General features: G+C 43.7%; 20 protein-coding genes. 3 read left to right on the top strand and 17 right to left on the bottom strand.

Going from position 1 to position 25,455, the window contains the following annotated elements:
* Nucleotides 1–11: 11 nt before the first annotated feature.
* From B6K08_RS05135 to B6K08_RS05080, 13 genes are all read right to left on the bottom strand, one after another.
* Nucleotides 12–1,658, bottom strand: coding sequence for a site-specific DNA-methyltransferase (locus B6K08_RS05135; protein ID WP_039208798.1), 1,647 nt, complete (start codon nt 1,656–1,658; stop codon nt 12–14).
* Nucleotides 1,659–2,098: 440 nt separating this feature from the next.
* Nucleotides 2,099–2,248 carry a hypothetical protein gene (locus B6K08_RS13960; protein ID WP_200810388.1) on the bottom strand — a complete coding sequence of 50 codons (150 nt, stop codon included), beginning with the start codon at nt 2,246–2,248 and terminating at the stop codon, nt 2,099–2,101.
* Between the two features lie 123 nt (nt 2,249–2,371).
* Nucleotides 2,372–2,848: a hypothetical protein gene (locus B6K08_RS05130; RefSeq protein ID WP_200810387.1), complete on the bottom strand. Its 477-nt coding sequence runs from the start codon at nt 2,846–2,848 to the stop codon at nt 2,372–2,374.
* Nucleotides 2,849–2,863: 15 nt separating this feature from the next.
* A complete protein-coding gene (locus B6K08_RS05125) occupies nt 2,864–4,126 on the bottom strand; it encodes a response regulator (RefSeq protein ID WP_039208802.1) in 1,263 nt (420 codons plus the stop codon).
* A gap of 147 nt (nt 4,127–4,273) precedes the next feature.
* Nucleotides 4,274–4,549 carry an HU family DNA-binding protein gene (locus B6K08_RS05120; RefSeq protein WP_027396493.1) on the bottom strand — a complete coding sequence of 92 codons (276 nt, stop codon included), beginning with the start codon at nt 4,547–4,549 and terminating at the stop codon, nt 4,274–4,276.
* A gap of 140 nt (nt 4,550–4,689) precedes the next feature.
* Complete coding sequence (locus B6K08_RS05115; RefSeq protein WP_052212216.1) at nt 4,690–6,567, bottom strand: EAL domain-containing protein; 1,878 nt, start codon at nt 6,565–6,567, stop codon at nt 4,690–4,692.
* 21 nt (nt 6,568–6,588) lie between these two features.
* On the bottom strand, nt 6,589–7,458 hold the full coding sequence (locus tag B6K08_RS05110; protein ID WP_080325573.1) for an NAD(P)-dependent oxidoreductase: 870 nt from the start codon (nt 7,456–7,458) through the stop codon (nt 6,589–6,591).
* A 167-nt stretch (nt 7,459–7,625) separates the two neighbouring features.
* Entirely contained in the window at nt 7,626–8,954 is a 1,329-nt protein-coding gene (locus B6K08_RS05105; protein WP_039206712.1) for a PIN domain-containing protein, read from the bottom strand.
* A 17-nt stretch (nt 8,955–8,971) separates the two neighbouring features.
* Nucleotides 8,972–10,585, bottom strand: coding sequence for a peptide chain release factor 3 (locus tag B6K08_RS05100; protein WP_039206710.1), 1,614 nt, complete (start codon nt 10,583–10,585; stop codon nt 8,972–8,974).
* Between the two features lie 159 nt (nt 10,586–10,744).
* On the bottom strand, nt 10,745–11,140 hold the full coding sequence (locus tag B6K08_RS05095; RefSeq protein WP_039206708.1) for a TM2 domain-containing protein: 396 nt from the start codon (nt 11,138–11,140) through the stop codon (nt 10,745–10,747).
* 47 nt (nt 11,141–11,187) lie between these two features.
* Nucleotides 11,188–11,838: a DUF805 domain-containing protein gene (locus tag B6K08_RS05090; protein ID WP_052211907.1), complete on the bottom strand. Its 651-nt coding sequence runs from the start codon at nt 11,836–11,838 to the stop codon at nt 11,188–11,190.
* A gap of 43 nt (nt 11,839–11,881) precedes the next feature.
* A complete protein-coding gene (locus B6K08_RS05085; protein WP_234985249.1) occupies nt 11,882–13,021 on the bottom strand; it encodes a glycoside hydrolase family 3 protein in 1,140 nt (379 codons plus the stop codon).
* 40 nt (nt 13,022–13,061) lie between these two features.
* Nucleotides 13,062–14,480 carry a DUF6930 domain-containing protein gene (locus B6K08_RS05080; protein WP_039206706.1) on the bottom strand — a complete coding sequence of 473 codons (1,419 nt, stop codon included), beginning with the start codon at nt 14,478–14,480 and terminating at the stop codon, nt 13,062–13,064.
* Nucleotides 14,481–14,670: 190 nt separating this feature from the next.
* On the opposite strand from B6K08_RS05080, the gene B6K08_RS05075 reads away from it, so the two are divergent.
* Nucleotides 14,671–15,153 carry a hypothetical protein gene (locus B6K08_RS05075; protein ID WP_039206703.1) on the top strand — a complete coding sequence of 161 codons (483 nt, stop codon included), beginning with the start codon at nt 14,671–14,673 and terminating at the stop codon, nt 15,151–15,153.
* Between the two features lie 49 nt (nt 15,154–15,202).
* On the top strand, nt 15,203–16,726 hold the full coding sequence (locus B6K08_RS05070; protein WP_052211901.1) for a response regulator: 1,524 nt from the start codon (nt 15,203–15,205) through the stop codon (nt 16,724–16,726).
* Between the two features lie 87 nt (nt 16,727–16,813).
* On the opposite strand, the gene B6K08_RS05065 is transcribed toward B6K08_RS05070, so the two are convergent.
* The gene (locus B6K08_RS05065; protein WP_039206701.1) at nt 16,814–19,996 is read right to left on the bottom strand and encodes an SbcC/MukB-like Walker B domain-containing protein; all 3,183 of its coding nucleotides are present in this window, start codon (nt 19,994–19,996) and stop codon (nt 16,814–16,816) included.
* Complete coding sequence (locus tag B6K08_RS05060; protein WP_039206699.1) at nt 19,983–21,140, bottom strand: exonuclease SbcCD subunit D; 1,158 nt, start codon at nt 21,138–21,140, stop codon at nt 19,983–19,985. Before B6K08_RS05060 ends, B6K08_RS05065 begins: the two co-directional genes overlap by 14 nt.
* 227 nt (nt 21,141–21,367) lie before the next feature.
* Between B6K08_RS05060 and B6K08_RS05055 the strand changes: the two genes are divergently transcribed.
* On the top strand, nt 21,368–22,807 hold the full coding sequence (locus tag B6K08_RS05055) for a carbon starvation CstA family protein (protein ID WP_039206697.1): 1,440 nt from the start codon (nt 21,368–21,370) through the stop codon (nt 22,805–22,807).
* Nucleotides 22,808–23,190: 383 nt separating this feature from the next.
* Here the strand turns inward: B6K08_RS05055 and B6K08_RS05050 are convergent, their stop codons facing one another.
* Complete coding sequence (locus B6K08_RS05050) at nt 23,191–23,562, bottom strand: hypothetical protein (RefSeq protein ID WP_039206695.1); 372 nt, start codon at nt 23,560–23,562, stop codon at nt 23,191–23,193.
* Between the two features lie 54 nt (nt 23,563–23,616).
* Entirely contained in the window at nt 23,617–25,251 is a 1,635-nt protein-coding gene (locus tag B6K08_RS05045) for a dicarboxylate/amino acid:cation symporter (RefSeq protein WP_080325570.1), read from the bottom strand.
* Nucleotides 25,252–25,455 lie beyond the last annotated feature (204 nt).

Here is a 25,455-nt window from a genome sequence, read left to right as displayed (position 1 = left end):
TCTGTATCTCCTTAGATTTTGGTAATATCCCGCGGAATTTTTCTAAAGGTAATGTTGTACTTTTGGAGCTGGCTGTCAGACAAGGCACAATTATCCGCATAAATAACATAGGCATCCGCCCTGGTTTTCACTGCCTCATTTAGCAATTCAAAATCCATCGTAACGGCATTTTCCTTATCATAACAGAAATAATACGCCGTACCAAAATTTGTACCCAGATAACATGGTTCCTCAGCTCTGGCCGGCTCCAATCTTTGGTGGGTTTCTGTAAAGTAGATGTATTCCCGCAATTTATCAATGGCAACATTTTCGTTTATAAGGCCATCAATCAGGAGTGGTTCTCCCAGCTCGTAGTAGCTAAAGTCTCCCCCGGTGCCTTCCACTGCCTTTTTGCCCTCACCATAGCCCTTTATCACCCGGCGCACCCGTTCCGCCGTAATATCCTCCGCATAATCCATCATCTCAATAAGGATAAATTTCCGGTTGCCACCATCGGCTTTGTTAAGGTTTAGCACTGCATGGGCGGTGGTGCCGCTGCCAGCAAAGGAGTCAAGGATAATGGAATCCTTGTCTACTGCCTGTTGAAGTATATATTCTATTAATCCTGTGGGTTTTGATGTCTCAAATATTCCTTTGCCAAGGATAGATTTTACCTCTAATGTTCCTGTTTCAGCAGAAAATTCCGTACCCAGCCAAAAAGATTTTGGTTTAACTCTTTTTACACCATCCTGTGGGAGATAGTCTTTTTGAAAAACATCATATTCATCACGTCCCCTTACTTTTTGTACCGTTAGTTCGGTTATACGAGCACGAGATGTATCTATTCCCCAACGCCATCGTCCGTCACTACCATCAGATAAATGTGGATATATCTCTATAAAACCATTTTTCCTTTCAACGGATAGTTCATCCGTTTCTACAGAATAATAAAACGGATAAAACATATTGGGTCTGTCTTCTCTGCGTGCTCCAGAACCTCGTTTTCGTAATCCCTGCAATCGGTATCTACAACCTTGCTCATCAGTTAATCTATAATCTCTGTCATACTCCTCTGGCATGTCAACACCATTAGTTTCAAAATTTCCTTTTTGATATATTAACAATCCCTCATGAGCGGTGGCTATATACTTGTCATCACTACGTCCTTTTAAATTATTAATGACGGCAATATCAGAGATAAAATTACCACTACCAAATATTTCATCACATAACAATTTAAGAATGTGTTTTTCGTTATCATCAATACTGATAAAAATAGCCCCATCATCACTTAGGAGCCGGTGCAACAGCTTTAGCCTTGGGTACATCATGCACAGCCACTTATCATGCCGGGATAAGTCCTCTCCCTCTTTGCCTACCACTTCCCCCAGCCATTTTCTTATCCGTGGGTCATTTACATTGTCGTTGTACACCCAGCCCTCATTGCCGGTATTGTAGGGCGGGTCGATGTAAATACACTTGATTTTCCCTTCATACTCCGGCAAAAGGGACTTCAAGGCCAAAAGATTATCCCCATGAATTATCTTATTGTCGCTGGCCGCCCCTTCCGTTACATTCTTTTCACCATCAAAGGTATATTGCTTGTTAAGCACATGAAAAGGCACATCCAAATGGTGATTGACCACCTTGCTTTTCCCTATCCATTCCAAAACCGGCATATCTATCTTCCTATCTGTAGTTATTGTTAGTTTACTTGATATTTTCTACCTATTATCTTACTCAAAATACACTTTCATTACAACATTGGAGCTTGTTATATCGCTTCAAAAAATACACGCCAAAGAAAAACAGACATAAAAAAAAGAGCTAATGCACTTAGCTCTAAATTATTAAATATATTGACAGCTACTTCTTATTATTTTAAACTATAATTGAGGTGCTACCATAACGGTAGGCGGTCAATCTTGCCCCGGTTGGGGGGGATGCTTATGACAGTGTATGATTTTTTAACAATCGTATTTCTTGTCACTTTGTGTGTTCTCGCAATTAAGGCATAGAAAAACCGCCACAGCTCGCAAGTAGACGGTTTTTCTAAATCAATCTATTGGGGCTGGCCGCTTATCGGCAGCACCTTTTCTTGTCTTAATTATAGCAAATATCATCTAAACAATCCAGCATTTCCTACAAAGAGGTCGTCGCCCCCCTCCAGCAGCACCCCGGCCTTATTGGCAAAGAAATCAGCCAGATTTTCTACCCCGGAGGCCATCAGTATTAAGGGCATTTGTATTCTGCCGATCCACAATTTCATCAAAATCGAATTTCATCTTTCCTCACTCCTGAATGCTTTAACACTAATAAAATATTGAATGTCTTTTCAAACCAATTTATATATTCGTCAATTATTCCCATTATCCTGCGAATAAAAAAATATTTATGCGGCAATATCCACATTTGCTCCCCGATACTTCACGGCATCGGTTTGCTTTAAATCCTTCTGATAAGGATTGTCCTCATTATAATACTTAATCTGAGTATTGGTCTCCCCACCAGAAATATAGGAGCGGCCACATTCCGGGCAAATATCCGTCTTCAGGCGAACCGTAGCCCTTTCCACATGGCCATTGTTATTTCTGGCCTTATTATAGGCATTGGAAACATGCTCCTGCTCATGGCCCAACACCACCGCTGCCGCATTGTTAGGATCAATGTGACCAGGTGCCTTAAAGGACACCATTTCATCGGAGCCATCAGTATATTTGCGGTTTTTACAGGTCTGACACTCTGCCGGAGATGACTTCTTGCCAGGCTTTATCTGATGCTCAGGACCAACGCCCTTTCCATCAGTCGCCTGAGGCCCCTGGGCAGCATAAGAGTTAGACATATATCCGTTAATTCCACCGATTTCCACCTTCATGCACCTCCTTTAATACCTGTCCATTATGATAAAGACATAGGCCATTTCACCAAAAGTAACCGTGTTTACAGCCTTGATACCCATTGTTATCAGTCTTAGATTACCATTTTTCATGGTAAGCCTAAGCTCCACCGTATTTATACCGCTGGCCCTATGTTTAACCACGTTAACCCCGGCTCTAAGCAGATTATAATCATCTGGATGAACTACATTTTTAATATTGTTGTTCACCATCTGGCGCATTTCCTTTGAAGACTTGTAGCCCAGCATGTTCACTATATCCTTGTTATAGTGAATCAACTCACCGGTATCCAGGCGGAAGGCCAAAAAACCACCAGGCAAAAATTCCGTCATGGCTCCTGCCAGCCGCAGCATATCACTGTTGAGGATTTTTCTGAAGAATTTATTATGGTCTGCCCGTTCCTCATAGTATTTGGTCTTTTCCTCATACATATTCCTGTCAGCAGCAGCCACACCTGCCTCAATATTTTCCATGCCCTTAGTAAACACCATGCCCAAAGATGCGGAAACATTCTCTGTCCAGCAGGTCTTTAATTTCATCACCTTTTTCCCAAGGGAGCTTTCACTTTCATCAAAGGAGAGTATGATAAATTCATCTCCACCCATACGATAAATCTCTGCATCATAAAAAACCTGTTTGGCGGTTTCCACCACATTCTTAATGAGGAGATCACCAGCAGTGTGGTCCTCCTCGTCATTTACCTCCTTGAGTCCATTAATATCCATATACACAATACCAACTGTCCTGCTGGAGGCATCAGGCAAAGCGGCAAAGCTCTCAACATCTTCGTAATAGCCCTTTCGGTTTTTCACCCCTGTAAGAGCATCCGTAGTAGAATCCACTACGGACTTTTCACTTTCCAAAAGACGAATAATATTATTGATACGGGTAAGAATCAGCTTTGGAATATACGGCTTGGCAATAAAATCAAATACTCCCATATCAAGACAATGGATTTCCTCGTTAATAGAGCTGTGTACCGTGGTTACCACAATAGGTATCTTGGATAACCTTATATCATCCTTCACTGCCTCAATGAACTCATAGCCGTTCATAACCGGCATATTAATATCCAAAATAACGACGGAAATTTCCTTGTAATGCTCCCGCATAAAATTAAGACCGTCCAAACCATTGGAAGCCGTGATTATATTAAAGCTCTCCTCCAAAATATTACAGAGTATCTCCCTATTTACAATATTGTCCTCTACTACTAACAGAGTATGTTTATATTCAGCTGTGTCCTGCACAGGTACCACCGTCCTTAAAGAACATTATTCTCTCATAATACAATTCGACAACAGGTAGGAAAGTCCTGCAAAAAATACAAAACAAAAACCCCTGATATTAATCAGGGGTTTCACGGCAAATGCCATGTTTACAGTGTAGTAAAGAAATTACTTGTTAACTGCGTCCTTCAGAGCCTTACCAGCCTTGAAAGCAGGAACCTTTGCGGCAGCAATCTTGATTTCCTCACCAGTCTGAGGATTGCGGCCGGTACGAGCAGCACGCTCATTTACCTTGAAGGTACCAAAGCCTACCATCTGTACAGCGTCGCCAGCAACGAGAGCTTCCTGGATAGCTTCCATGGTAGCCTTTAATGCAGCGCCTGCATCCTTCTGAGTTAACTCTGCCTTTTCTGCAATCTTTGCAACTAATTCTGCTTTTGTCATAGTGTTCATTCTCCTCTCAGTTACTTACACTGCTAGTATAATAGCATAGTGAAGTTCTTTTGTCCAATTAAGACTAAATATTTATCAAAAAAATGGGAAAAAATGTCCATTTATGGTACAATCCCACTTCTGATACGGAATTATGGGCTATTGTGTCTCCGAATAAAGTCCATAAATTCATAAACAGGCAAAGGCTTGGAAAAATAGAAGCCCTGAATGGAGTCTACACCACACTTACGCATGTTGTCAAATTCTTCCTTGGTTTCTACGCCCTCTGCCACAACACTAAGCCCCATTTCATGAGCCATACGCTCCACAGCCTGTATAACATGGCGAGCCCGTTCACTTACCTGATATGACTTAATAAGATTCATATCCAGCTTTAAAATATCAAATGGCATATCTGCCAAATAGGTGAAGTTGGACTGACCGCTGCCAAAATCATCCAGTGCAAATCGGATACCAATATTTCTAAAGCTCTCCATATTGCTGAGAATCAGCTTCTTGGAACGGATAGAGGCTGTTTCCGTAACCTCCATACAGAGGTAATTAGGCTCAATGCCGTGGCGGGCAATGACTGCCAGCACATCCTCCAGCAAATCAGGCTGTTCACACTGCAAAATGGAAAGGTTAATCTCAACAGTTTTCAAGCCCAGGGCCACCGCCTTGCCATCTGCCAGGAAGGAGCAGGTCTTATCCACCACCCGTTTCCCCAGCTCAATAATCATGCCGTTGGCCTCAGCAACCGGTATAAACGCGCTTGGCATAAGGTATTCACCATTTTGCTTTCTGATGCGCACCAAGACCTCAGCCGCCGAATATTTACCAGTCTTAATATCATAAATGGGCTGAAGGAAAATCTCCACCCGGTCCTCAACCAAAGCCGTAATAATCTCGGATTTCATTCCATCAATAAGATGAAACTCCTTTACGTCCTTTTCCGTGACAAAAAGTACATTATTGCTGATAGACATACTCTTCTGGTTGCGGCAATAGCTAAAGAGCTTTAACAGGTCATCCACAGAATTAATCTGATTACCCCTTGGCATTATACTAATCATGGATTCCATGCCTCCAGGGGACATGCCGGAGAAATATTTGACATAATCCTTTAAAAGCCTTCTTATCGCATTAATATCCTTTGCAATAAGAATAATATTCATATCCAGATTATTAAACACCAGCACATCAGGGTTCTTTGCAAGGACCTTGTTGCCCAGCCTACGGATTTTTGCAATATCTGCGCTTTTGTTTTTCAGAATGCTTACATTGTCCAGAGAAATATCACAAATAACAAATTGTTCTCCCCGCTCAAGAAGCTGGTTCAAATACTCAGACAAGGCAGTTCCATTAAAGCATCCATACTGACGGTCCAGCTGCAGCTCCGGATTTTCCAGGCTCACGAACAATACAATTATACCCAAAGATGTGGCAAACCCCACCACCAGCAGATTGTTATAGACAAACTGAATAATGGCCGCCACCACCAGGGCCGTAATCCAATATCGTAGCCCGGTACAGCGATTCCGGTTCATCCTCTTTTTATAAATAAATGTACAGAGTATAATTGCCGGCAGCATAATGAGGGCATAAAAATACGTCACATACACCGCAGGTCCATAGGTATATACCACACCCTGTTCATCATAAATCCCGATATTCTGAAGCATAGCTACTGCCCCAAAGACCAGAGTTGCAGCGAAAAGTCTGCGGCAAAATCTCCTATGCTGTCTCTCCGTCATCAAATCACAGGTGGTGTAGCACATAGCCATCCAGGTTTCCAGCATAAGCACCAAAAGATAAGCTTTACATACCAGCTCCGTAACTGGCAAGGTAAAATAATCCCTGTAATGTATACATAACAGAGAAAATATATCCAGCGACAGATTTACTATGGAAATCAGCAGCACGCCAACAAAAAGCTGTCCCTTATACAGCTGCAGCCGTCTATTCTTGAAGTAAAGTGCAGACAGCAGCAATACAACAATAAGACTGCATATTTGGATTTCTACATTCAATGTGTTCAGGTTCCCTCCCAATTATTGATTAAGGTACCATTTGATAATCGCCTGAGTGCCGTTATCATCCATCCCCTTTTGGGAAAGAATATCATAAAGCTCCTTGGTCTTCAAAAGTCCCGGCAGCTCAAGTCCAGCCTCCTCAGCCGACTCAATGGCAATACGCATATCTTTAAGAAAATGCTTGATATAAAATCCCGGAGCGTAATCCTCCTTAAGCATACGGCGGCCAAGATTGGACAAGGACCAGGAACCAGCGGCCCCAGTTTCAATGGTTTCCAGTACTTTCTGTGGATCCAAGCCCATTTTCTTTGCATAGAAAAGTGCCTCAGCCACTCCCAGCATACCAGAAGCAATAGCTATCTGATTGGCCATTTTGGTATATTGACCGGAGCCAGCAGGGCCAAAGAAATTAATGGTCTTTCCCATAGCCTCAAATACAGGCTTGGCAGCATTAAATGCATCCTCATCGCCACCAACCATAATGGCAAGGGTACCATTCTTAGCCCCCAAATCACCGCCTGATACAGGTGCATCAAGGGAGCTGACCCCCTTGGCCTTGGCGGCTTCATATATTTTCTTGGCCAGTGCAGGACTGGAGGTAGTCATATCAATGACAATGCCTCCCTCCTTTGTGGAAAGAATACCCTTATCCCCAAGGAATACTTCTTCCACATCCTTTGGGTATCCAACTATGGAAATAACCACATCAGCATCTTTTGCGGCCTCTGCCGGTGTATCACACCATTTCATGCCTTCATCAATAAGAGGCTGGGCCTTTGCCTTGGTTCTGTTATACACTGAAACATCAAAACCGGCATTTTTCAGATGACGGGCCATAGAGCTGCCCATTACCCCGGTACCAATAAAGCTAATTTTCTTAATTTCCATATTTAGGTCCCCCAATCTTGCAAAAAATAAATACAATTTTGAATTCTCTATAAAGACCTATTATTCCTGCATTTTTATTAAAGAAAAAGAAAACCCGACAGATTTCCCTCCATCGGGCCACATTTTCTGTTTTTTTGATATTTTTGCAATATTGTCTGCAAATGATATCATTCTTTGGATGAAGAGGCTTTTTCAGTACCCTGAGCAGATTTTCTGCGGGTAATAGTACCTGTACGACGGGTACCACGGCGCTGATAAGTGCGGCGTGGACGTACTGTTTTCTCCTCGTTTTTTGTATGTGCCTCAGTCTGCTCACCGGCAGGCTTTACTTCCCGCTTTTGCGCAGAATTTCTGGTTGCCCGCGGGCGACGATATGTCCGTTTTGGTCTGGCTGAAGGCTCAGCCAATTTATCTGCCCCTTCAATCCCCTGTTCTTCTGTTTGGCTCTGCTGTCCCTTGGATGCCAGCATCACAGCCGACACGATAGCAGCCGCCTCTGCCTCCACATCCTCACCAGCCAAGGCTTCCTCAGACAGGGCCTCCATGACGATTTCCATCATGGTCTGCTGGGAATCAATGCCCTCCAGATTTATCTCACGGACAGCAGGCTCCTTCTCAATGGCTGCCGCCATGGCCTCGGGAGTTGCCGCTGCCATTTCCGCTGCAGCCACAGAGGCCTTGTATATGCCACGGAGAGTTTTATAAATGGCCTTTATCTTCTGATAAAGCTCACTGCCCTCCTTGCGTCCCATGATACTATTCAGTCTGCGATAAAACTCCATCTTCGTAGAGGTCTGCTTCAAGGCCTTATAAACCTGCTCTGCCTGATGATAGTTAAGGGGAACCTTATGGTTAATCTTGATAGTATTTAAAATCTTTGTACAAATAGACTGATAGGAGCGCTTATCCTTTTCCTCCGCAGAAATTTCAGGCTTAATCTCATCAGTAGTTTCAGCAGGTTTCAATTTATTATCCGCTGCTTCCACCTCTTGGGAATTATTATCCGCCCCATTTACATTCTCGCCGTAATCATTGTCCGAAAGGAGCTCCTCCACGGTCTGGATAATTTCAATCTCATCAGTGATTTCTGTAATTACCTCAGGATCACTTTCATCAATAGCCTCGTTATTCATGTGCTTCAAAGCCCAGTTAATGTCCTTGCAGCGGAAAATTTCCTTACGGTCACGCTGCTGCGCCATATTAATGGCCGCATCATAGCCCTTATCCCTGGAAATAATGTAATAATTGTTATCTGCGGAATAATCGCACATAAGGGCTGTAATAAGCTGGAAATCCAAGGCATTTTCCACACCGTTTTCTATTTTCATAAAACGGATATTGCCCTGGGTAGCCAGCAATTTTTGCACCACATCAATTTTAAGGGTATCTGCTTTGTCACTGTAAAACAGATAAATGGTGTCATCAGGGGTGAGTCTTTCCACACCCTTCAGTCCTTCATTATGAACATTTTCATAATCAATGTAAAAATTTGCCACGTTCTTACCTACCTATATTAAACTTCTTTTCTGTCAACAGGCACAGTATGAAGCTCCAAATCAGGGTTGTTATCGGTAATCCAGCCCAGAGCCCACTCATTGCTTACCAGAAGCACCGGATTTTCACGGCGGTCATATACGAACATGCCACGATCTGCTCCGCGAAGGCTGGCAGGAGTAACCTCCCGGTCGTCCTCATAGGTCATCCAGCGGGCCACCTCATAAGGCTGCATATTCATTTCAATATCAACGCCGTACTCGTTCTTCAGACGATATTCCAATACCTCGAACTGCAGAGTACCTACAGTACCTACAATAAAGGAGTCCATACCAGCTCCGGCCTGTCTGAAGAGCTGAATAGCCCCCTCCTGAGTCAGCTGTTCAATACCCTTTACAAACTGCTTGCGCTTCATGGTATCCTTGGCGCTTACACGAGCAAACTTCTCCGGTGGGAACACTGGGAATGCTTCATACTCAAACTTCCTGGAGTTGTCGCAGAGGGTATCGCCGATACCGAAAATGCCCGGGTCAAAGAGGCCCACAATATCCCCAGGATATGCCTCCTCCACAATCTGACGGTCCTGGGCCATGAACTGCTGTGGCTGAGCCAATTTAATGGCCTTGCCACTGCGCTTGTGATAAACGCTCATACCGCGCTCAAATTTGCCGGAGCAAATGCGGATAAAGGCCAAACGGTCACGGTGGGCAGGATTCATATTGGCCTGAATCTTGAACACAAAGGCAGAGAACTTATCATCCTCAGGGGAAATGAGGCCATCAGAGGACTGTCTTGCCTGTGGTTCAGGAGCCAGCTTTAAATACTCCTCAAGGAAATTCTGCACGCCAAAGTTGGTCATGGCAGAACCGAAGAACATAGGAGTCAGCTCACCACGGGCCACCTTCTCCAAATCGAAATCCTCACCAGCCATATCCAAAAGCTCAATATCATCCATGAGAGTCTGATGAGCTTCTGCCCCCAGCATCTTGGCAAACTCAGGATCATCCAGTGAACCGGTAACAGATGCACGGGTATTCTGGCCATGGGTAGTATCGTCCTCGAAAAGCTCAATCTGCTTCTTCTGACGGTCATAAACGCCGAAATACTTGCCATCAGTGCCGATTGGCCAGTTCATAGGATAGGAACGTATACCCAGCACATTCTCCAGCTCATCCATCAAATCAATAGGAGCCTTGCCGAAACGGTCCAGCTTGTTTACAAAGGTAAAAATTGGAATACCACGCTGCTTGCAGACCTTAAAGAGCTTCTTGGTCTGTGCCTCTACGCCCTTTGCCACGTCGATAATCATTACGGCACTGTCCACGGCCATAAGGGTACGATATGTATCCTCAGAAAAGTCCTGATGGCCTGGGGTATCAAGGATATTGATACAATAATCGCCATAATTAAACTGCAATACGGATGAAGTAACGGAAATACCACGCTGCTTCTCGATTTCCATCCAGTCAGATACTGCATGATGGGCAGTCTTTCTGGACTTTACGGAGCCTGCCAGATGAATGGCACCTCCATATAAAAGCAGCTTCTCTGTAAGGGTAGTTTTACCTGCATCCGGATGGGAAATTATGGCGAAGGTCCGCCGTCTCTTTATTTCATCAGTCAACTGTGACAAAGTCTATTCCTCCACTGTCTTAAAAATCTCGTCATTAAAAATATACCCGTATATTATATAGGAAACACGGGTAAAACACAATTATTTAATACGCAAAATAAAAGCTCCATCAAATCACTTTCCATGACTTGATGGAGCTTTACATTTTAACAGAATATATTAGGCATAAATGTTGCCCTGGCCGTCATCCTTGGTGGTAAGGCCAATAATGCCCTCTACCAATGCCAGAATGGAAGGAATCCCAGTCCAGCAAAGCAGAATATAAATTATTCCCCACAAAGTTTTACCTGCATAAAACTTATGAATTCCAATACCGCCCAACAGAATTGCCAAAACGCCATAGGCAACCTTGCTGACCAGCTTTTTGTCATCCCCTAAGCCCCAGGCTGTACCAGCCTCGCCCATAGGCTGCTGATAAGGATTATTTTGCTGATAACCATCGTTGCTGTTTACATTCGTAGATGGAACAGTGTCCTGAACACTAGCGCCACAATTTGGGCAAAAAGCGCTGTTATCATCCACGGTCTGCCCACAGTTTTTACAAATTCTTGACATATTTTACCTCCATAGCATAAATAACCAATTATTTCCAAATTATATCATCAAGGGAACATAAGCGGATCGTCACCATACTGGTTAGGTCCCTCAGTACCCTTAAAGAACAGCAGATAGATACCTACTAATAGGTTTACAACCGGAATAAAAGTAGAAATTGCCAACCAACCAGTTTTATCCAGGTCATGACAACGCTTCATGGTATTCATATAAGAAAGAACAAATACCGGCAGGCAAACAATATAACCAAACCCTTCTGCAGCATCCTCGGTAAAATCCATAGCAAGTGCTATCATAGCACCTATCATTGCCAAAACAAAGGCGGCAAGTCCAAAGGCAAGACCACGAAGGAAATATCTCTGTCGATTCAAACGACCAGTATAGGTGGTCCACTTAAAGGCCTGAATGATGTTATCTGGCTTTGGACCCGCATTATAGCCGCCATACTGAGGCTGCTGATATCCACCCTGCTGTCCATAAGGATTGTAGCCGTTAGGCTGTCCCTGATTGTAGCCGTTCATTGGCTGCTGTGGCTGGGCAGGCTGGTATGGATTCTGCTGCATAGGCTGCTGTGGCTGTACCACTGGCTGTGGCTGAGCTGCAGGCTGGCTCTGAGTATTTAAATTCTGTCCACATTCAGGACAGAACACTGCTGTATCCTCCACTTTCTCTCCACAATTTGGGCAAAATTTCGACATATTATCATCTCCATACTACAAAATAACTCTTTAATTATACACTTTATTCATCAAGACTTCTCTTGATAATTAGTCCCATTCTAGGAGCCGCCAAATTCAGCTTGGCACGGATAATCCGTCTGAGGGACTCATTTATCCGCTCCTCTGATATTTTACCGCTTCTGACTGCAGACAGCAAGGCTTCAGCCGTCTCCTTCTGATTTTCATATATATGACAGGACATCACCACGTCCGCACCGGCCATTACAGAGGCCACTGCCGCATCCCCCGGCTTGTAGTGTCTGGAAACTGCTCCCATTCCCATGTCATCCGTAATAATAATTCCTTTATAGCCCAGCCTCTCCCTTAACAGCTTTGTCATAATTTCAGGCGACAAGCTGGCAGGAATCTGACCACTGACCTTCGAATATACCACGTGGGAAACCATAATCATCTGCTTATCGTTGGTATTTCTGTTTATCACCCTTACAAATGGGGCAACATCCGCGTCGTTCAGCTGCTCCAGTGTAGCATCCACCACCACAGTATCCTTGTGGGTATCAGTCTTTCCACGGCCAATACCCGGAAAATGCTTCAATGAATACAGCATACCACTTTCCTCATATCCAATAGCCGCCTGCTCAACAAAATCAGCAGCTATTTTGGGATTATTGCTGTAATGGCGGTCCTTAAAGGAACCCAAATCCGCCACAGGAGCAAAATTAGTATTAAAGCCCAGCTCCTTTAGCTTAGGCGAAATCTTCATAGCCCATTCCTTGGCCAGTTCAGGCTTCCCGGACTGAGCAATTGACAACTGTGATGGTGGTGGCGTCAAGGCATGTCGCATTCGGGCCACCTGCCCCCCTTCCTCGTCTATAGCAATAAAAAGGGGTAGCTTCTCACCGCCTACCTTCTGAAGCTGCTCATTGAGAGACTGCACCTGGGGAATCGTTTCCATATTGAAATCAAATTCCACCACGCCACCAAAGTGATACCTGTCAAAAAGCCCCTGGGCTGTGGGATCCAGCTCCTTGCCGGTCACTCCGGCAAGTATCATCTGTCCCACCTTTTCCTCCAGACTCATGCCAGACAGTATTTCCTCCACTTTCTGGGGCGGGGTCATACTGCCGTCAGCAGCTATTGTCTTAAAATCTCTGGGCTGATTGGCTTTGCACCCGGTAAGGGCTAGTACCAAAAAAAGCACAGTCAACAGACAAATGCCTGAAAAAAACCTATGTTTTCTATTAATATTCGTCTTCACCATCGTCGAAGTCATCATCAAAATCGTCCTCATAATAGCGGCGCCTGAATTCTGCCTTTACCAGCTTTTCCAGCTCTGGCTCAATATCAAAAAGCAGCACCGCATCCGCTAGATTATCAAAAACTATATCCGGCACCTTGTCCATAATGCCCCTGCTGCTCGCATATTTTATAAATTCCTCTGCAGCACTCTGGTCCTCCACCAAGCTATCTGCAATGGAAGCCAGCATTTCTGCCCGATTATTCTCTTTTTTACGCTTTGAAGGCACAGAATCGGGATCATCAAAGACCTTGCCCAGCTCCTGATTTATCTCTTCCTCTGTAAACCCCTGGCCCTCCATCCACTGGGCATGAATATCACAACGGAAATCATCCAGCTCCGGAATTGACTCCCGACGGTCCAGCTTTATGTGCAGCTTGCTGCAAAGGCCCTTAAACATAGCCTCTGTGGCATCGTTACGAACTCTGACGGTCATAGGACAGCCCATATCAATAATGGTGTTCATCAGGCACTTGGCAATATTCCCATAAATATCCCTATCAGATGTACTGGTTTCCATGAAAAGCAGCTCTCCGCTGGCCTCGTCAAATACCGCCATCATCTCTGGAAAATACGGAGCCTTTATGGCCTCACCATACTCATTCATCTGAGCATCCTCGTTAATTAGCGCCTCTGGTAACGGCCCCTGATCCGCCACCCAAATAGCACCAGTTTTCTTTGCCTTCTTCATGCGGGCCACCTGCAAATCATTCCACCTTGGCTGGTAGTATTTAGGCTTGTTACCAACAGTAAAGTCCACCACTTCGCGGGAAAGCTCCTGCCCATTGAAGGATACAGCAGGAATGGATAAATGCTTATCATGGGTATGCAGCCGCAAATCCAGCACATACTTATCTATTTCCTCTCCGGACTTTATGTGCTCCAAGAGCTTCATAATAATCTGCAGACAAGCCAAGGTATTATCAGCTTCCGCCTTGTCTCGATACATCCAGGTCCTATGACGGGACGTGGTGACGCGGAACACAGGATAAAAGCCACTGCCGCTTGGCTTCAGCTCCCTCATTTTCAGATATTTCTGCATGGTCTCAAGCTCAGATGGTGCCATAGCGGCCTTATTTTCAAAGGTAAGGATATAAGCCTCCTGCTCCACCAGATAATCTACCTTGCTATAAAAATTTACCTGCTTTGAATGTACCATCCGCAAATACGCCTGTACACTCTGTTCACTGTTATGAATCCATAATGCGGGCTTTCCGGAAGACCCACCAAAGACCTGACAAAAACGTGGTTTGCCGTCGGATAAAATAACAGCAAAGAACTGAGCCGGATGAAGCATCTTCCACGGCTTTGCAGACTTAAACTCAAAAGCCAGATCAAATAATTTATCTGGTATCATTACCATAGTACACTCCTCGTTGACATTAATCTCCCCTATACACACTCATCCTCATTGGGAAATGATAATTAATATATTCTGTTAATTATACCACAAAATTCACTGTAATGGCTTTTAAATGTAATAATATACAGTCATTAAGTCAACTGAAATTATTATCGATAATATTACATAAGGTAAGAAAGGATGGTGCACTATGGCTTTTATTAATAATAATATGGATATAATGATGCAGCTGCATGGTCTTCTGGCCAACAGCAAAATGGGCAGCATCACCAAAAGCTCAAAACGTACCTCTACGGAAGAAACCGATGAATCCAAATCTTTTGCAAATATTTGGAGCAAAATTCAAAAAGAGCAGCAGGAATTTCAGGACATTATGGATAAAATAGATATAGCCCAATATAAGCTCTCTTTGCAGGACGCTTTCTGGTCAGATCAGGCCGATGCAATGAAGCATCTGAGGAACTACACCCAGCGCCATCAGCGGGCCTACACCCAGGAAGCCATAGGCGCCATAACCACCGGCGTACTGAAGCTGAATCTGCTCAACAACCCACTTTACAGCTACAACGTGGATCCGAAGCTCTCCCAGGAGCTGAGCAAGCAGCTTCAAACTGCACTGACAGAGGTTATGATGAGCAATATCCAAAGTACTGGCGCTTGGATGTTTTATTGATATAATATAACTAAATAAGACTAAAATTTCATAGCACAGGAGAAAAACTATGAACAAGAAAAAGAATAGTGCCAACACCTCCTTCATCTTCAACATTGCCCACAAAATGCTGACTCCACTGAACGCCATGACAGAGTTCACTAATATGCTGGAAAACAACCTGGAAGATGAACAACAGGCACGGGACTGTATCAAAAAAATTAAGGCTTCCCATGAATTCATGCGGACCCTCATCAACAACATTCTGGAAACCGCCCGTCTGGAAAGCGGTATCGCCACGGTGGAAGAGGCCTACGGCAATGTCCATATCCTGATGAAAGTGGTGGCAAAAGAATTCCAGGGGTTGATGAAGAAAAAAAATATCCAGTTCTCTACCAATATTGACGTAAAGCACCCGGATATTATGGTGGATTTTACCAAGGTCAAAGGAATACTATTAAATCTTATCAGCAATGCCCACAAATACACTCCTGAGGGAGGGCAAATAACAGTCACTATAAAGGAACTGGACTATGATAAGCCAGATTATGCCCTGTATCAGACCACTATTTCAGATACAGGCAGTGGCATTTCCCAAGATGTTCTGCCATTTATTTTTGATGCCTTCGCCACCAGTGGTTCAGCACCACAGGGGGGAGTATTTAGCACCGGGCTTGGCATGCACATCGTTAAAGAGCTGGTAACTGTTTTAAATGGTACTATCGATATAAAAACCCGTGACGGCCAGGGAACGGATTTTATCCTCACCATCCCTCACCGCATAAATACCCAGATTACCAAGGATATGCGTATTCTTTTGGCAGAGGATAATGAGCTGAACGCCGATATTGCCATTGCCCTTTTGGAGGACAGGGGCTTTACTGTGGAAAGGGCTTCTGACGGAAAGCAGTGTGTGGAAATGATACAGGATTCTGAGCCTGGCTATTATAGCATTGTTCTCATGGATGTGGAGATGCCTTATGTGAACGGCCACCAGGCCACCAAAATCATTCGCAAACTGAGAAACCCGGCACACAGCACCATCCCTATCATTGCCATGACAGCCAATGCCTCAGATGAAGATAAGCGGAAAACTCTCCTTGTCGGCATGAATGCACATGTGGCAAAGCCATTTGATGTGGACAAGCTCTATGCCACTATTTTCAACGTGCTGGCCCATAAAAATTATTACATTCAGACAGACGGGCTGGAAACCTTCAGGAAGAAATACACCAACCTGGGCTGCAAAGTTGGCTTCTTCATTTACCATGTGGACTGGGATGAGAAAATCACCTACGCAGATCAGGGTACCGCAGAAATATTTGGCTGCGCCAATGAAGCAGAATTTCTGCAGCTGGTGGGAGGTACCTTCAAAACACTGGTTCACGCCAATGATATTGAACAGGTACAAAACGCCATCAATCAGCAGCAGGAATCCTCCTCACTGAATCTTGACCTGGTGGACTATGACATAATTAGAAAGGACGGCACCATTCGCCATCTGGCAGATATCGGCTACAAGGTATTTGACGGCGAGCGTCTGGTTTACTTTGTTTACATCGCAGATATTACCGATATCAACCAAAAGCAATAAATCACATTTGCATAACATACACAACTGCAAACTAAAACGCTGGAATCCATTTTGGTTCCAGCGTTTTTTAATGTTTATATACCTGTATTAAATTCCTGTGTCTATGGTGATTTCACTGCCGTTTTTAGTTTTTGCCACATGAATTTGCTGAGGAATATTCTCCACCAGCTCCTCCCGATGGCTGATAACACCTACCAGCTTATTGGTCCCGGATAGATTAACCAAAATATCCATGGCGCTCTCTATGGATTTACGGTCCAAAGTGCCAAAGCCTTCATCAATAAACAAAGCATCCATCTGAATACCACCGAGATTAGAGGAAACTGTATCAGAAAGGCCCAGAGCCAGACTCATGGAAGCCTTAAAGCTCTCACCGCCGGAAAGATTTCCCACAGGGCGCCGGTGTCCAGTAGAGTTATCCAGCACCTCCAGATCAAGGAAATTATTGCTTTTCTTTCCCAGAGTATCCTCCTGGCGATACAATTCGAACTGACCATCACTCATTGGAATCAGGCGCCGATTCGCTGCAGCAATAATTCCATCAAATCCAGCGGCCTGAATATACTGCTCTAGGGTAATCTTGCCGTTACCAGTGGTACCCCGCACCAATTTGTACAGTCTATCACAAATGCTGTACTCCTTTTGGGTTCTTTCCAGCTCACCCCTTCTGGCAAGAATGCTTGCCCTCTTATCAAGATTGGTACCCAAACGATTTGAAACAGCATTTTCCTGCTTTCTGATGGAATCAACCTCAAGCTGCTGCTGGTGACAAAGCTCCTGTAAGGCTGCCACATCAACGAGCTCTTTCCCCTTGGCATCGGCTCTGGCCTGAGTCAGCTGAGTTTCATTGGTAGCCATGGCCTGTATATATCCATTGATTTCCCTTTCTCTACGAGAGAGTTCATCCTCTGATACCACCAGCTCATTCATAGCGGAAATGTCCTTAAACCTATTCTCTGCCATTTTTTTATCCAGAGCTTCCTTTAAGGAATTTTCCGCTGTTTTTTGGCTTTCAAGGCTTTCTGAAAGGGTCTTTAGCTCAGCCGCTATGGCAGTCACTCCTTTGTCGGCTGCTTCCCTTGCACGGGTCACGCTGTCCAGCAATTGATTTAACTCACCGATACGCTTCAATGTATTATCCAGCTCCACAGAAGCCTGCTTCCAATCTGTAAAACTCAGCTCCTCAAGGCCGGCCAAGGTTGCCATGGCTCCGGCCAATCCAGCCTCCGTTTTCTGTTTATCGGATAATACTTTTTCCCGCTTGGCTGTCAGCTCTTCACTATCATGACCAGTGGCTTTTTCCAAATCCTTCTCTGAATGCGATAAGAGTTTACATTTCCCGACCAAAGCCTTCTGCTGCTGGCTATTCAACTGTATCTCATCCTTTAAGTGGCTGTAACCCTCCCGAATATCAGAAATCAGCTCATCCAGCTCCTTGCCCTCAGGCTTACCTCCCAGCTCCTCATTTTCCAGACAAGCAAGAAGTGCGCCTCTCATCTGGTTTTCATACTCCATAAGGGAAATTTTAGCTGTTTCCGCAGCTGTACTTGCCTTGGATTTTTTGGACTGAAGCTCCTCCTCTTTCTTTCGCAGTAACTCAAATTCATCCTCACTAATGGATGCCTTTGGCAAAATAGCCAGCTCAGGATGGTGGGTGGAACCGCATACCGGGCACTTTCTTCCTTCTTCCAGCCCCTTGGCCAAAATACCAGCCCTACAGCCATCAAGAATTCTTTCAGCCTCTATTCTGGCGGCATTGGCTTTTTCATATTCCTCAAAGGATTTTGTATAGGCCTTCTGCTTGCTTGACAAATCCTCCTGGCGACGGGCTCTTTCCTCCAGCTGATTCTCCAAAATATCATTAATAGAATTTTCTAAATCAGATAGTTTTTTGCCCTTTTGCTGGATTTTAAGAAGCTCATTAGGGCTTTCCTTCAGGTCAGCTACAGTCTCCTTTAATGTAGCAATTTTCCTTTTCAGCTCAATATCCAACTCAGTAAGAGCAGCCTCTTCCTCAGCAAGCTGAAGCCGCTGTTTCTCCAGAACTGCCTTTTTCCAGTTCACTTCATCCCGCTTCTTGTATTTCGGCTCATCCTCTTTCAGTTTATTGGCACTAATAGTGAGTTTTTCCAGCTCAGGCTTGCTTTTTTCCGCCTCTGCCATTTTTTTAGCCGCCTGAACAGCTATCTTCTGCGCCTGCTCCTGCTCAGTCTTTTTTGCGATAATCAGCTTTTCCGTGTAGGAAACCTCTTTATGCTTTTTCGTCCAGGCTTCATAGGCAGGATAAACCCCATGAGTAGCCGCCTTTTGACGTTCCAGCAAGGCATTCAGCTCGTTAATACGTGGCTCCTGCTCCTTCAACTTGGCCCTTTCCTGCTCAAGCTGACCTACTCTCCTAATAAATTGATTATTGGTTTCCGCCGTTGCCAAAGCCGTCTTATTACCATTTAGCACTGCCTCAGCCTTTTGAAGCTGCTCTTTTATATTTGCCGCCCTTTTATTATCCGAGTCGATTATCCTGTCAATAATCTGTAATATCTCATCCAGATTCCACACACTGTCAGCCTTTTCAGCCCTTGACCTAAGCTCCTGTAATTCCGTAAAATTCTCGTCCTCCTCAGAGGCCGCTACATCATTAAAATGCTGCAGAATGCTCCTTTTCCCCTCTGTGAGACCTGCCCTGACAGAATCCAGCCTGTCCTTTAGCTTAAACTCGATATTTTTGTATCCATCGGTCATAAAAATCGTACGAAGAATTTCTGTGCGCTGGTCTGTTTTGGCATTAAGCAGAGCCCAAAACTCCCCCTGTGCTATCATGGCTATCTGCTTAAACTGCTTGTCATCAATTTTCAGCAAATCCCTGACAGCACCATTAACCCGGGTAAGGCCCTCCACAAGTGGCTCCCCGTCCTTATACAGAACAGCTTGCTCCTTCACGGTAGCATACCCTTCTCCACGTAGCTTTTTCCGTTGATACGAAGGATTTCTCTTAATATGGTAGTTGCTCCCCTGATGGGAAAAATAAAAATCCACATAGCTTTCCACGTCATCCCTGGCATATTCGCTGCGAAGATTTTGGGTATCCCGATAGCTGCCGCTGGTGGTTCCGTACAAAGCAAAGCTGATAGCATCAAAAATAGTGGTTTTCCCGGCACCAGTATCACCGGAAATCAGAAATAAGCCTTTATCCTCAAACTGCTCAAAGCTTATTTCAGGCATGGTAGAAGCATAAGGTCCAAATGCACTTATTATTAACTTAATTGGCTTCATTCAGCACACCTGCCTCTCTGGCTGCCATTCGCATAACATCCATTTCCTCATCACTTATTTCACAATTATACATAAGTCTGTAAAACTCGCTTATCAGTTCACCAAAGGACTTGTTACGGGCTATTTGGGAAATGTCCACCTGTTCCACGGCCCTTGTCCGTGAATTATCATAATCAATCTTTACCGTATTGGGATAAATCTGCTGAAATATCCCCATGGCATCGTTAACTATATCCTCATCTGTCAAGGTAGCATATATAAAATCTTCCTTGGAAAAATCAGCAGATGCCTTTAACAGCTCCGCCATATTACCCCTTATATGTCTCATTTCCCGCAATGGTGTTAATGGAAAAAGCTGAACGTCAATATCCTTTACCCCATTAACGGAAATAATAGGAACAGATTTCTTGTTATTGACTTCACTTAAGGAATATTTCAGAGGTGAACCGGCATAACGTACTGTTTCCCTGCCGATTTTCTGAGGAGAATGTATATGCCCCAGAGCTACATAATCAAACTTATCAAAGAGATCAAAGCCTATCTTTTCCACCAGACCAACGCTTTGAGTCCCTGCCCCCTCTGAGCCTCCCAGAGAAGGATCCCCGCTCTTTCCTGCCACAAACTGGTGAGCCACCAATATATTTGTCTGTGTATCATCAATTTCTGTATTTTCCAAAATGGTCCGTACTGCATCTTCGTAATTTTCTATACCAGCATCAGGGAAATAATGCTTCACCTGAGAAGCCTTTACAAATGGCAGGGCATAAACATTTACCTTAGTTTTCCCGTCATCAGCCACCCATCTGTCCAGTAGTCCGCTATACTTGGCTGAAATAAAAACGTGGCTATGCTTAAAAAGAGAGCTGCCAAAATTCAGTCTGTCATCAGAATCATGATTACCACTTATCATAATGGTTGTTACCTTCCGAGTAGCCATCTCCCCAAGGAAATAATCCAGCAACCTGGTGGCAGCCTCACTGGGAACGGATTTGTCGTAAACATCACCAGCAATCAGCACCGCACTAACAGATTCCCTTTCAATAATCTCAATAACCTGATTTAAAATAAATTCCTGGTCCTTAATCAAATCAAAATCCAACAAGGATTTGCCCAGATGCAAATCACCCAAATGTAAAATCTTCATACATACCCTCCAAAAATAATAGCAGCCAGCTTCGCAACACCAGCGACTCATTTACTGTTGAGTTAATAATAGTATAACACATGAGTTTTTCCAACAAAGTGCTGTTCATTTTTTTACCCACTTAACCCCTATCCGGTGACTTATTGAGGGAATATAGACAAAAATAGTATTAAAGAGTTATATTACACATATAATTTAATTAAATTAGTGAAATGGGGGGAATATTTTTGATTACTTTCCTATGTGCAATAGCAACATTATTATTAGGTTATATTATATATGGTGGTTTTGTTGAAAGAATATTCAAACCAACTAATGCCACTACTCCGGCTGTATTACATAATGATGGGGTGGATTACATCCCCCTACCTAAATGGAAGAATTTTTTGATACAGGTACTGAATATCGCCGGTCCCGGTCCTATTTTTGGTGCCCTTGCCGGAGCTATCTGGGGACCGGTTGTATATGTATGGATTGTATTAGGAACCATTTTTGCCGGTGGTGTCCATGATTATCTTTCAGGAATGATTTCTATTCGCGAGGACGGTAAAAGCATTGCTGAAATCGTAGGTCATCACCTGGGAAAAACCATGCTGCTTATCATGCGTATTTTTTCAGTTGTACTCCTTATATTGGTTGGTACCGTTGCTATGACAGGGCCTGCAGGACTGCTAGCCAAGCTGTTAGGCGATGCTACGACAATTATTCTGCCGTGTATATTGCTATATTATTTCCTGGCCACCTTATTACCGATTGATACATTGATTGCCCGTTTTTATCCTATACTGGGTGCCTGCCTAATTATTATGGCCATGGGCATCATGTCGGGAATGCTATTGGGTGTAGGTGGACATACCATGCCTGAAATACAATTTGTCAATCTTCACCCGAAAGGTGATGCCATGCCAATTTGGCCACTTATGTTTATTACCGTGGCCTGTGGAGCCATTTCCGGATTTCATTCCACCCAATCACCGATTATTGCCCGTTGTCTAAAAAACGAACACTGGGGGCGTCCAATATTTTACGGTGCCATGGTGACTGAGGGTTTCATTGCTCTTATTTGGGCTGCAGCCGGTGTAACCTTCTATGACAATACCCTCAACTTAGCTACAGCTATGTCTGAAAACGGTCCCGCCGGTGTAGTATATGACATTTGTGTCGGTTTTATGGGAGGCCATGATAATGCAATCGGATATGTGGCATCAACAATAGCTATGCTGGGAGCTATTGCATGTCCTATAACCTCTGGTGACACAGCTTTTCGCAGTGCCCGTCTAACCTTGGCTGACTGGTTCAATATTAATCAATCTAAATTTAGCAATCGCATTATATTTGCCGTTCCTTTACTGACTATAGGGGCCATTTTTTCCCAAATAAATTTTGATATTATTTGGCGCTATTTCTCCTGGGTAAACCAGACCTTGGCCATGATTGTACTGTGGACGTCTGCCACCTATCTTTTCCAAATGGAAAAGGGCCGTAAGGTCTGGCTTATTGCGGCTATTCCGGCCACCTTTATGTCAGCTGTAACCTTTACCTACATTCTGCAGGCCAAAGAAGGATTCCAGCTAGGAATCGATATCTGCTATCCGGCGGGCATAATCTTTGCCATAGTATGTGCTGGTCTATTTCTCCGAAAGGTATACTTGGAAAAATCAGACTAATCTGTCCATCAAAATAAAATGTGAACAATCAGCCGCAAACTTCCAATACTAGCCAATTAGGCCGCTATATTATTTACCAAAAAGCTCCCACCATAAAAACCATTTGTTCCAATATAAAAAAGCCTACCAGAGTGTGGTTCAAAATCACACGTCCCAGTAGACCATCAAATCATTTACCTATACAAAAGCATAACAGCAGTCCGGCTAAGTGTAAAAATCATATATTCACGATACGCTATACTCATTTATGCTCATGTTTTACCAAAAGCAGACTCACCAACAAAGCTAAAGACAATATGGCAACCAGGAAAAATACTATCCCCGGCCAACCAAAAAGGCTAAGGAAATAGCCGCCTCCAGATCCTATAATACTAACATAAGCTTCATAGACGCCAGCTGGATACTGGGAATTTTTTCATATAGGGCTTCATTACCTGCCACATTTTATAGGTAAAAGCATTGTCCTTAACCCGGCCTTTAAAGCACCAACCAAAAACCTTGTCATTAAAATCATAGACTACACGATTCGTTTTCTTATCCAAGTAAAAACGACGTTGATTTACCTTCGGAGAGGTACGGCCATCGTTATAAATAACACTGGCATAAAGGTAATTGTTGCTGAATTGGAGGCTAGCAGGATCAAGATGATGCCATCCCATTATCCATGTGGGCTCGTCCTTGGCCATAGCTGGCGAAGAATATGTAAGTAAAAAAATGGCTATCAATGAACATAAAATTGCGACTGATTTTTTCATAAAGCGAGCCTCCCCCACAATATATGTATGTCGTATCATTCTATATATCGGTGGCTATTTCCTGCTATTACTTTTAGCATATATTTCCTTATCCAACTTATCATTCAGACGGGCCATAACAAAGGCTGAGGAAATATCACCAGCCACGTTGCCGGCAGTTCTGATACCATCCAAAATTGGATCGATACCAATAAAAAGTATTACCATGGAGGCCGGAACTCCAGCCATTCCAAAAACAGAGGCCATTACAATTATCATAGCTCCCGGTATACTTGGAAAGGTGAAGGTGAGTAAAAGGCTTCCCACAAAGAAGGATACAAGGAACTCAATATCCACCGGTAAACCACAGGACAAGCGCATAATCAATGCTATCATTATCAGATAGGCACCGCTGCCAGTCATGTTAAACTGGGCTCCAACCGGAATGGCAAACATTGTCAGTTTTTCATCAACTCCCAGCTTCTCCCGACAAAATTTCATGGTTTCCGGCATACAGGCACTGGAATTACAAATGGAGAAGGGAACCACCAAATATGGCAGAATTTTTCTGATAAATGGTATGGGAGATATCCGCCCCACCACACCTACAAATATAGTTAAAATCAGCATTATCAGCGGGAAGGCCAAATAACCCGCAAGTATAATTTTGCCGTAAACAAATAGCATGGAAAAATCAGTATGAAGCATCATTTTAGCCATAGATACAGCTACCACAAAGGGCATGATTGGCATCAGGACCCCCATAGCATCCATGGTGAATCGATTGCAAAACTCCACCACTTCCTTGGCATGGGCTGCTCTGTCCCCTGCCTTGGCCAGAAGAATGCCAAAAAACAGGGCGATGAATAAAATTTGCAGCATATTATTGGAGGCGAAAGGAATAATCACATTTTTCGGCACAATACCCACAATTAGCTCGATTAGATTAATGGCTTTTATATTTTCATCGTTTCCTTGCTGCATTATGTCAACCATTTCCGGTATAGCGCCCACCCATAAGCCTAACGCAATCCCCAGCAACAAGACCACAGCCAGCTTTATTATGGATATTCCCAGGAGCTTGCCCCCCATTTTCCCGGTATCAGCTGCATTGGACATACCAGTTATACCAGACATTACGGAAAAGAAAATAAGAGGCCCTGCCAACATCATCAGTGCCTGAATAAACATACTTTGAATTGGGGTAAGAATTATTGAGTCCACCCAATTTATTCCACCATCGCTTAAAACCATTTTCAGCACAGCACCCAATAAAATACCTGTCACCAGACCGGCCATAATACGAAATGCCTGTTTACTGCTGGAGGTATGGACCCGGATGGAAATAATATTTTCCCCATTACGTCTATTATAGCTTAGGGAATCCTTGTGGGACTTTAAAATGGCAAATACATACATTTCCTCCTCATCATCAGAGACTTCTTCCATAGACACAAATGGATTAAAGGCCTCCCCCCGGGCTGAAACGCTAATGCTGATATCTCCAAACCGCTTTCTGATGGTTATCTTACCCTCAAAAGTCCCTGGATCAGCAGAGGCACTCACCATGCGAAAAAAAGATTCCTCCAATAAAAGCTCCCCTTTAAGGATTTCCTTTTTGGTAGCTCCCATTTCTGTAAGGTTTTCTTCAAGCCACACAATAGTTGTTCTATAATTATCTTTTGAAATTTGACGAGTTTTCAAACTCATATAATCACCCTCAAAACCATAAAAATATATGCTCCTTTGCCTAATCTGTAACAATTATTTTCCAGATTAAGTCATTTTTTTGTTATGCTACTCGTCATAGAAATTCAAGCTAAACTATATATTAATTACTTCGACAAATATTAGACAACACCTTTTGTGAACTGGAAAATTATTCGTTATTACATAGTAAAAACCTCTTTTGAC

The sequence above is a fragment of the Anaerovibrio lipolyticus DSM 3074 genome, assembly GCF_900141865.1.
Lineage (GTDB): Bacteria > Bacillota > Negativicutes > Selenomonadales > Selenomonadaceae > Anaerovibrio > Anaerovibrio lipolyticus.
The sequence above is the reverse complement of the archived record's forward strand: the minus strand, read 5'-3'. Positions and strand labels throughout refer to the sequence as shown.

What these genes read in the sequence shown, in the direction of transcription:
- B6K08_RS05080 (WP_039206706.1), bottom strand. Translation starts at nt 14,480, where the DNA reads ATGGTAATGATACCAGATAAATTATTTGATCTGGCTTTTGAGTTTAAG.
- B6K08_RS05065 (WP_039206701.1), bottom strand. Translation starts at nt 19,996, where the DNA reads ATGAAGCCAATTAAGTTAATAATAAGTGCATTTGGACCTTATGCTTCT.
- B6K08_RS05120 (WP_027396493.1), bottom strand. Translation starts at nt 4,549, where the DNA reads ATGACAAAAGCAGAATTAGTTGCAAAGATTGCAGAAAAGGCAGAGTTA.
- B6K08_RS05050 (WP_039206695.1), bottom strand. Translation starts at nt 23,562, where the DNA reads ATGAAAAAATCAGTCGCAATTTTATGTTCATTGATAGCCATTTTTTTA.
- B6K08_RS05075 (WP_039206703.1), top strand. Translation starts at nt 14,671, where the DNA reads ATGGCTTTTATTAATAATAATATGGATATAATGATGCAGCTGCATGGT.
- B6K08_RS05135 (WP_039208798.1), bottom strand. Translation starts at nt 1,658, where the DNA reads ATGCCGGTTTTGGAATGGATAGGGAAAAGCAAGGTGGTCAATCACCAT.
- B6K08_RS13960 (WP_200810388.1), bottom strand. Translation starts at nt 2,248, where the DNA reads ATGAAATTGTGGATCGGCAGAATACAAATGCCCTTAATACTGATGGCC.
- B6K08_RS05045 (WP_080325570.1), bottom strand. Translation starts at nt 25,251, where the DNA reads ATGAGTTTGAAAACTCGTCAAATTTCAAAAGATAATTATAGAACAACT.
- B6K08_RS05070 (WP_052211901.1), top strand. Translation starts at nt 15,203, where the DNA reads ATGAACAAGAAAAAGAATAGTGCCAACACCTCCTTCATCTTCAACATT.
- B6K08_RS05110 (WP_080325573.1), bottom strand. Translation starts at nt 7,458, where the DNA reads ATGGAAATTAAGAAAATTAGCTTTATTGGTACCGGGGTAATGGGCAGC.
- B6K08_RS05060 (WP_039206699.1), bottom strand. Translation starts at nt 21,140, where the DNA reads ATGAAGATTTTACATTTGGGTGATTTGCATCTGGGCAAATCCTTGTTG.
- B6K08_RS05095 (WP_039206708.1), bottom strand. Translation starts at nt 11,140, where the DNA reads ATGTCAAGAATTTGTAAAAACTGTGGGCAGACCGTGGATGATAACAGC.
- B6K08_RS05090 (WP_052211907.1), bottom strand. Translation starts at nt 11,838, where the DNA reads ATGTCGAAATTTTGCCCAAATTGTGGAGAGAAAGTGGAGGATACAGCA.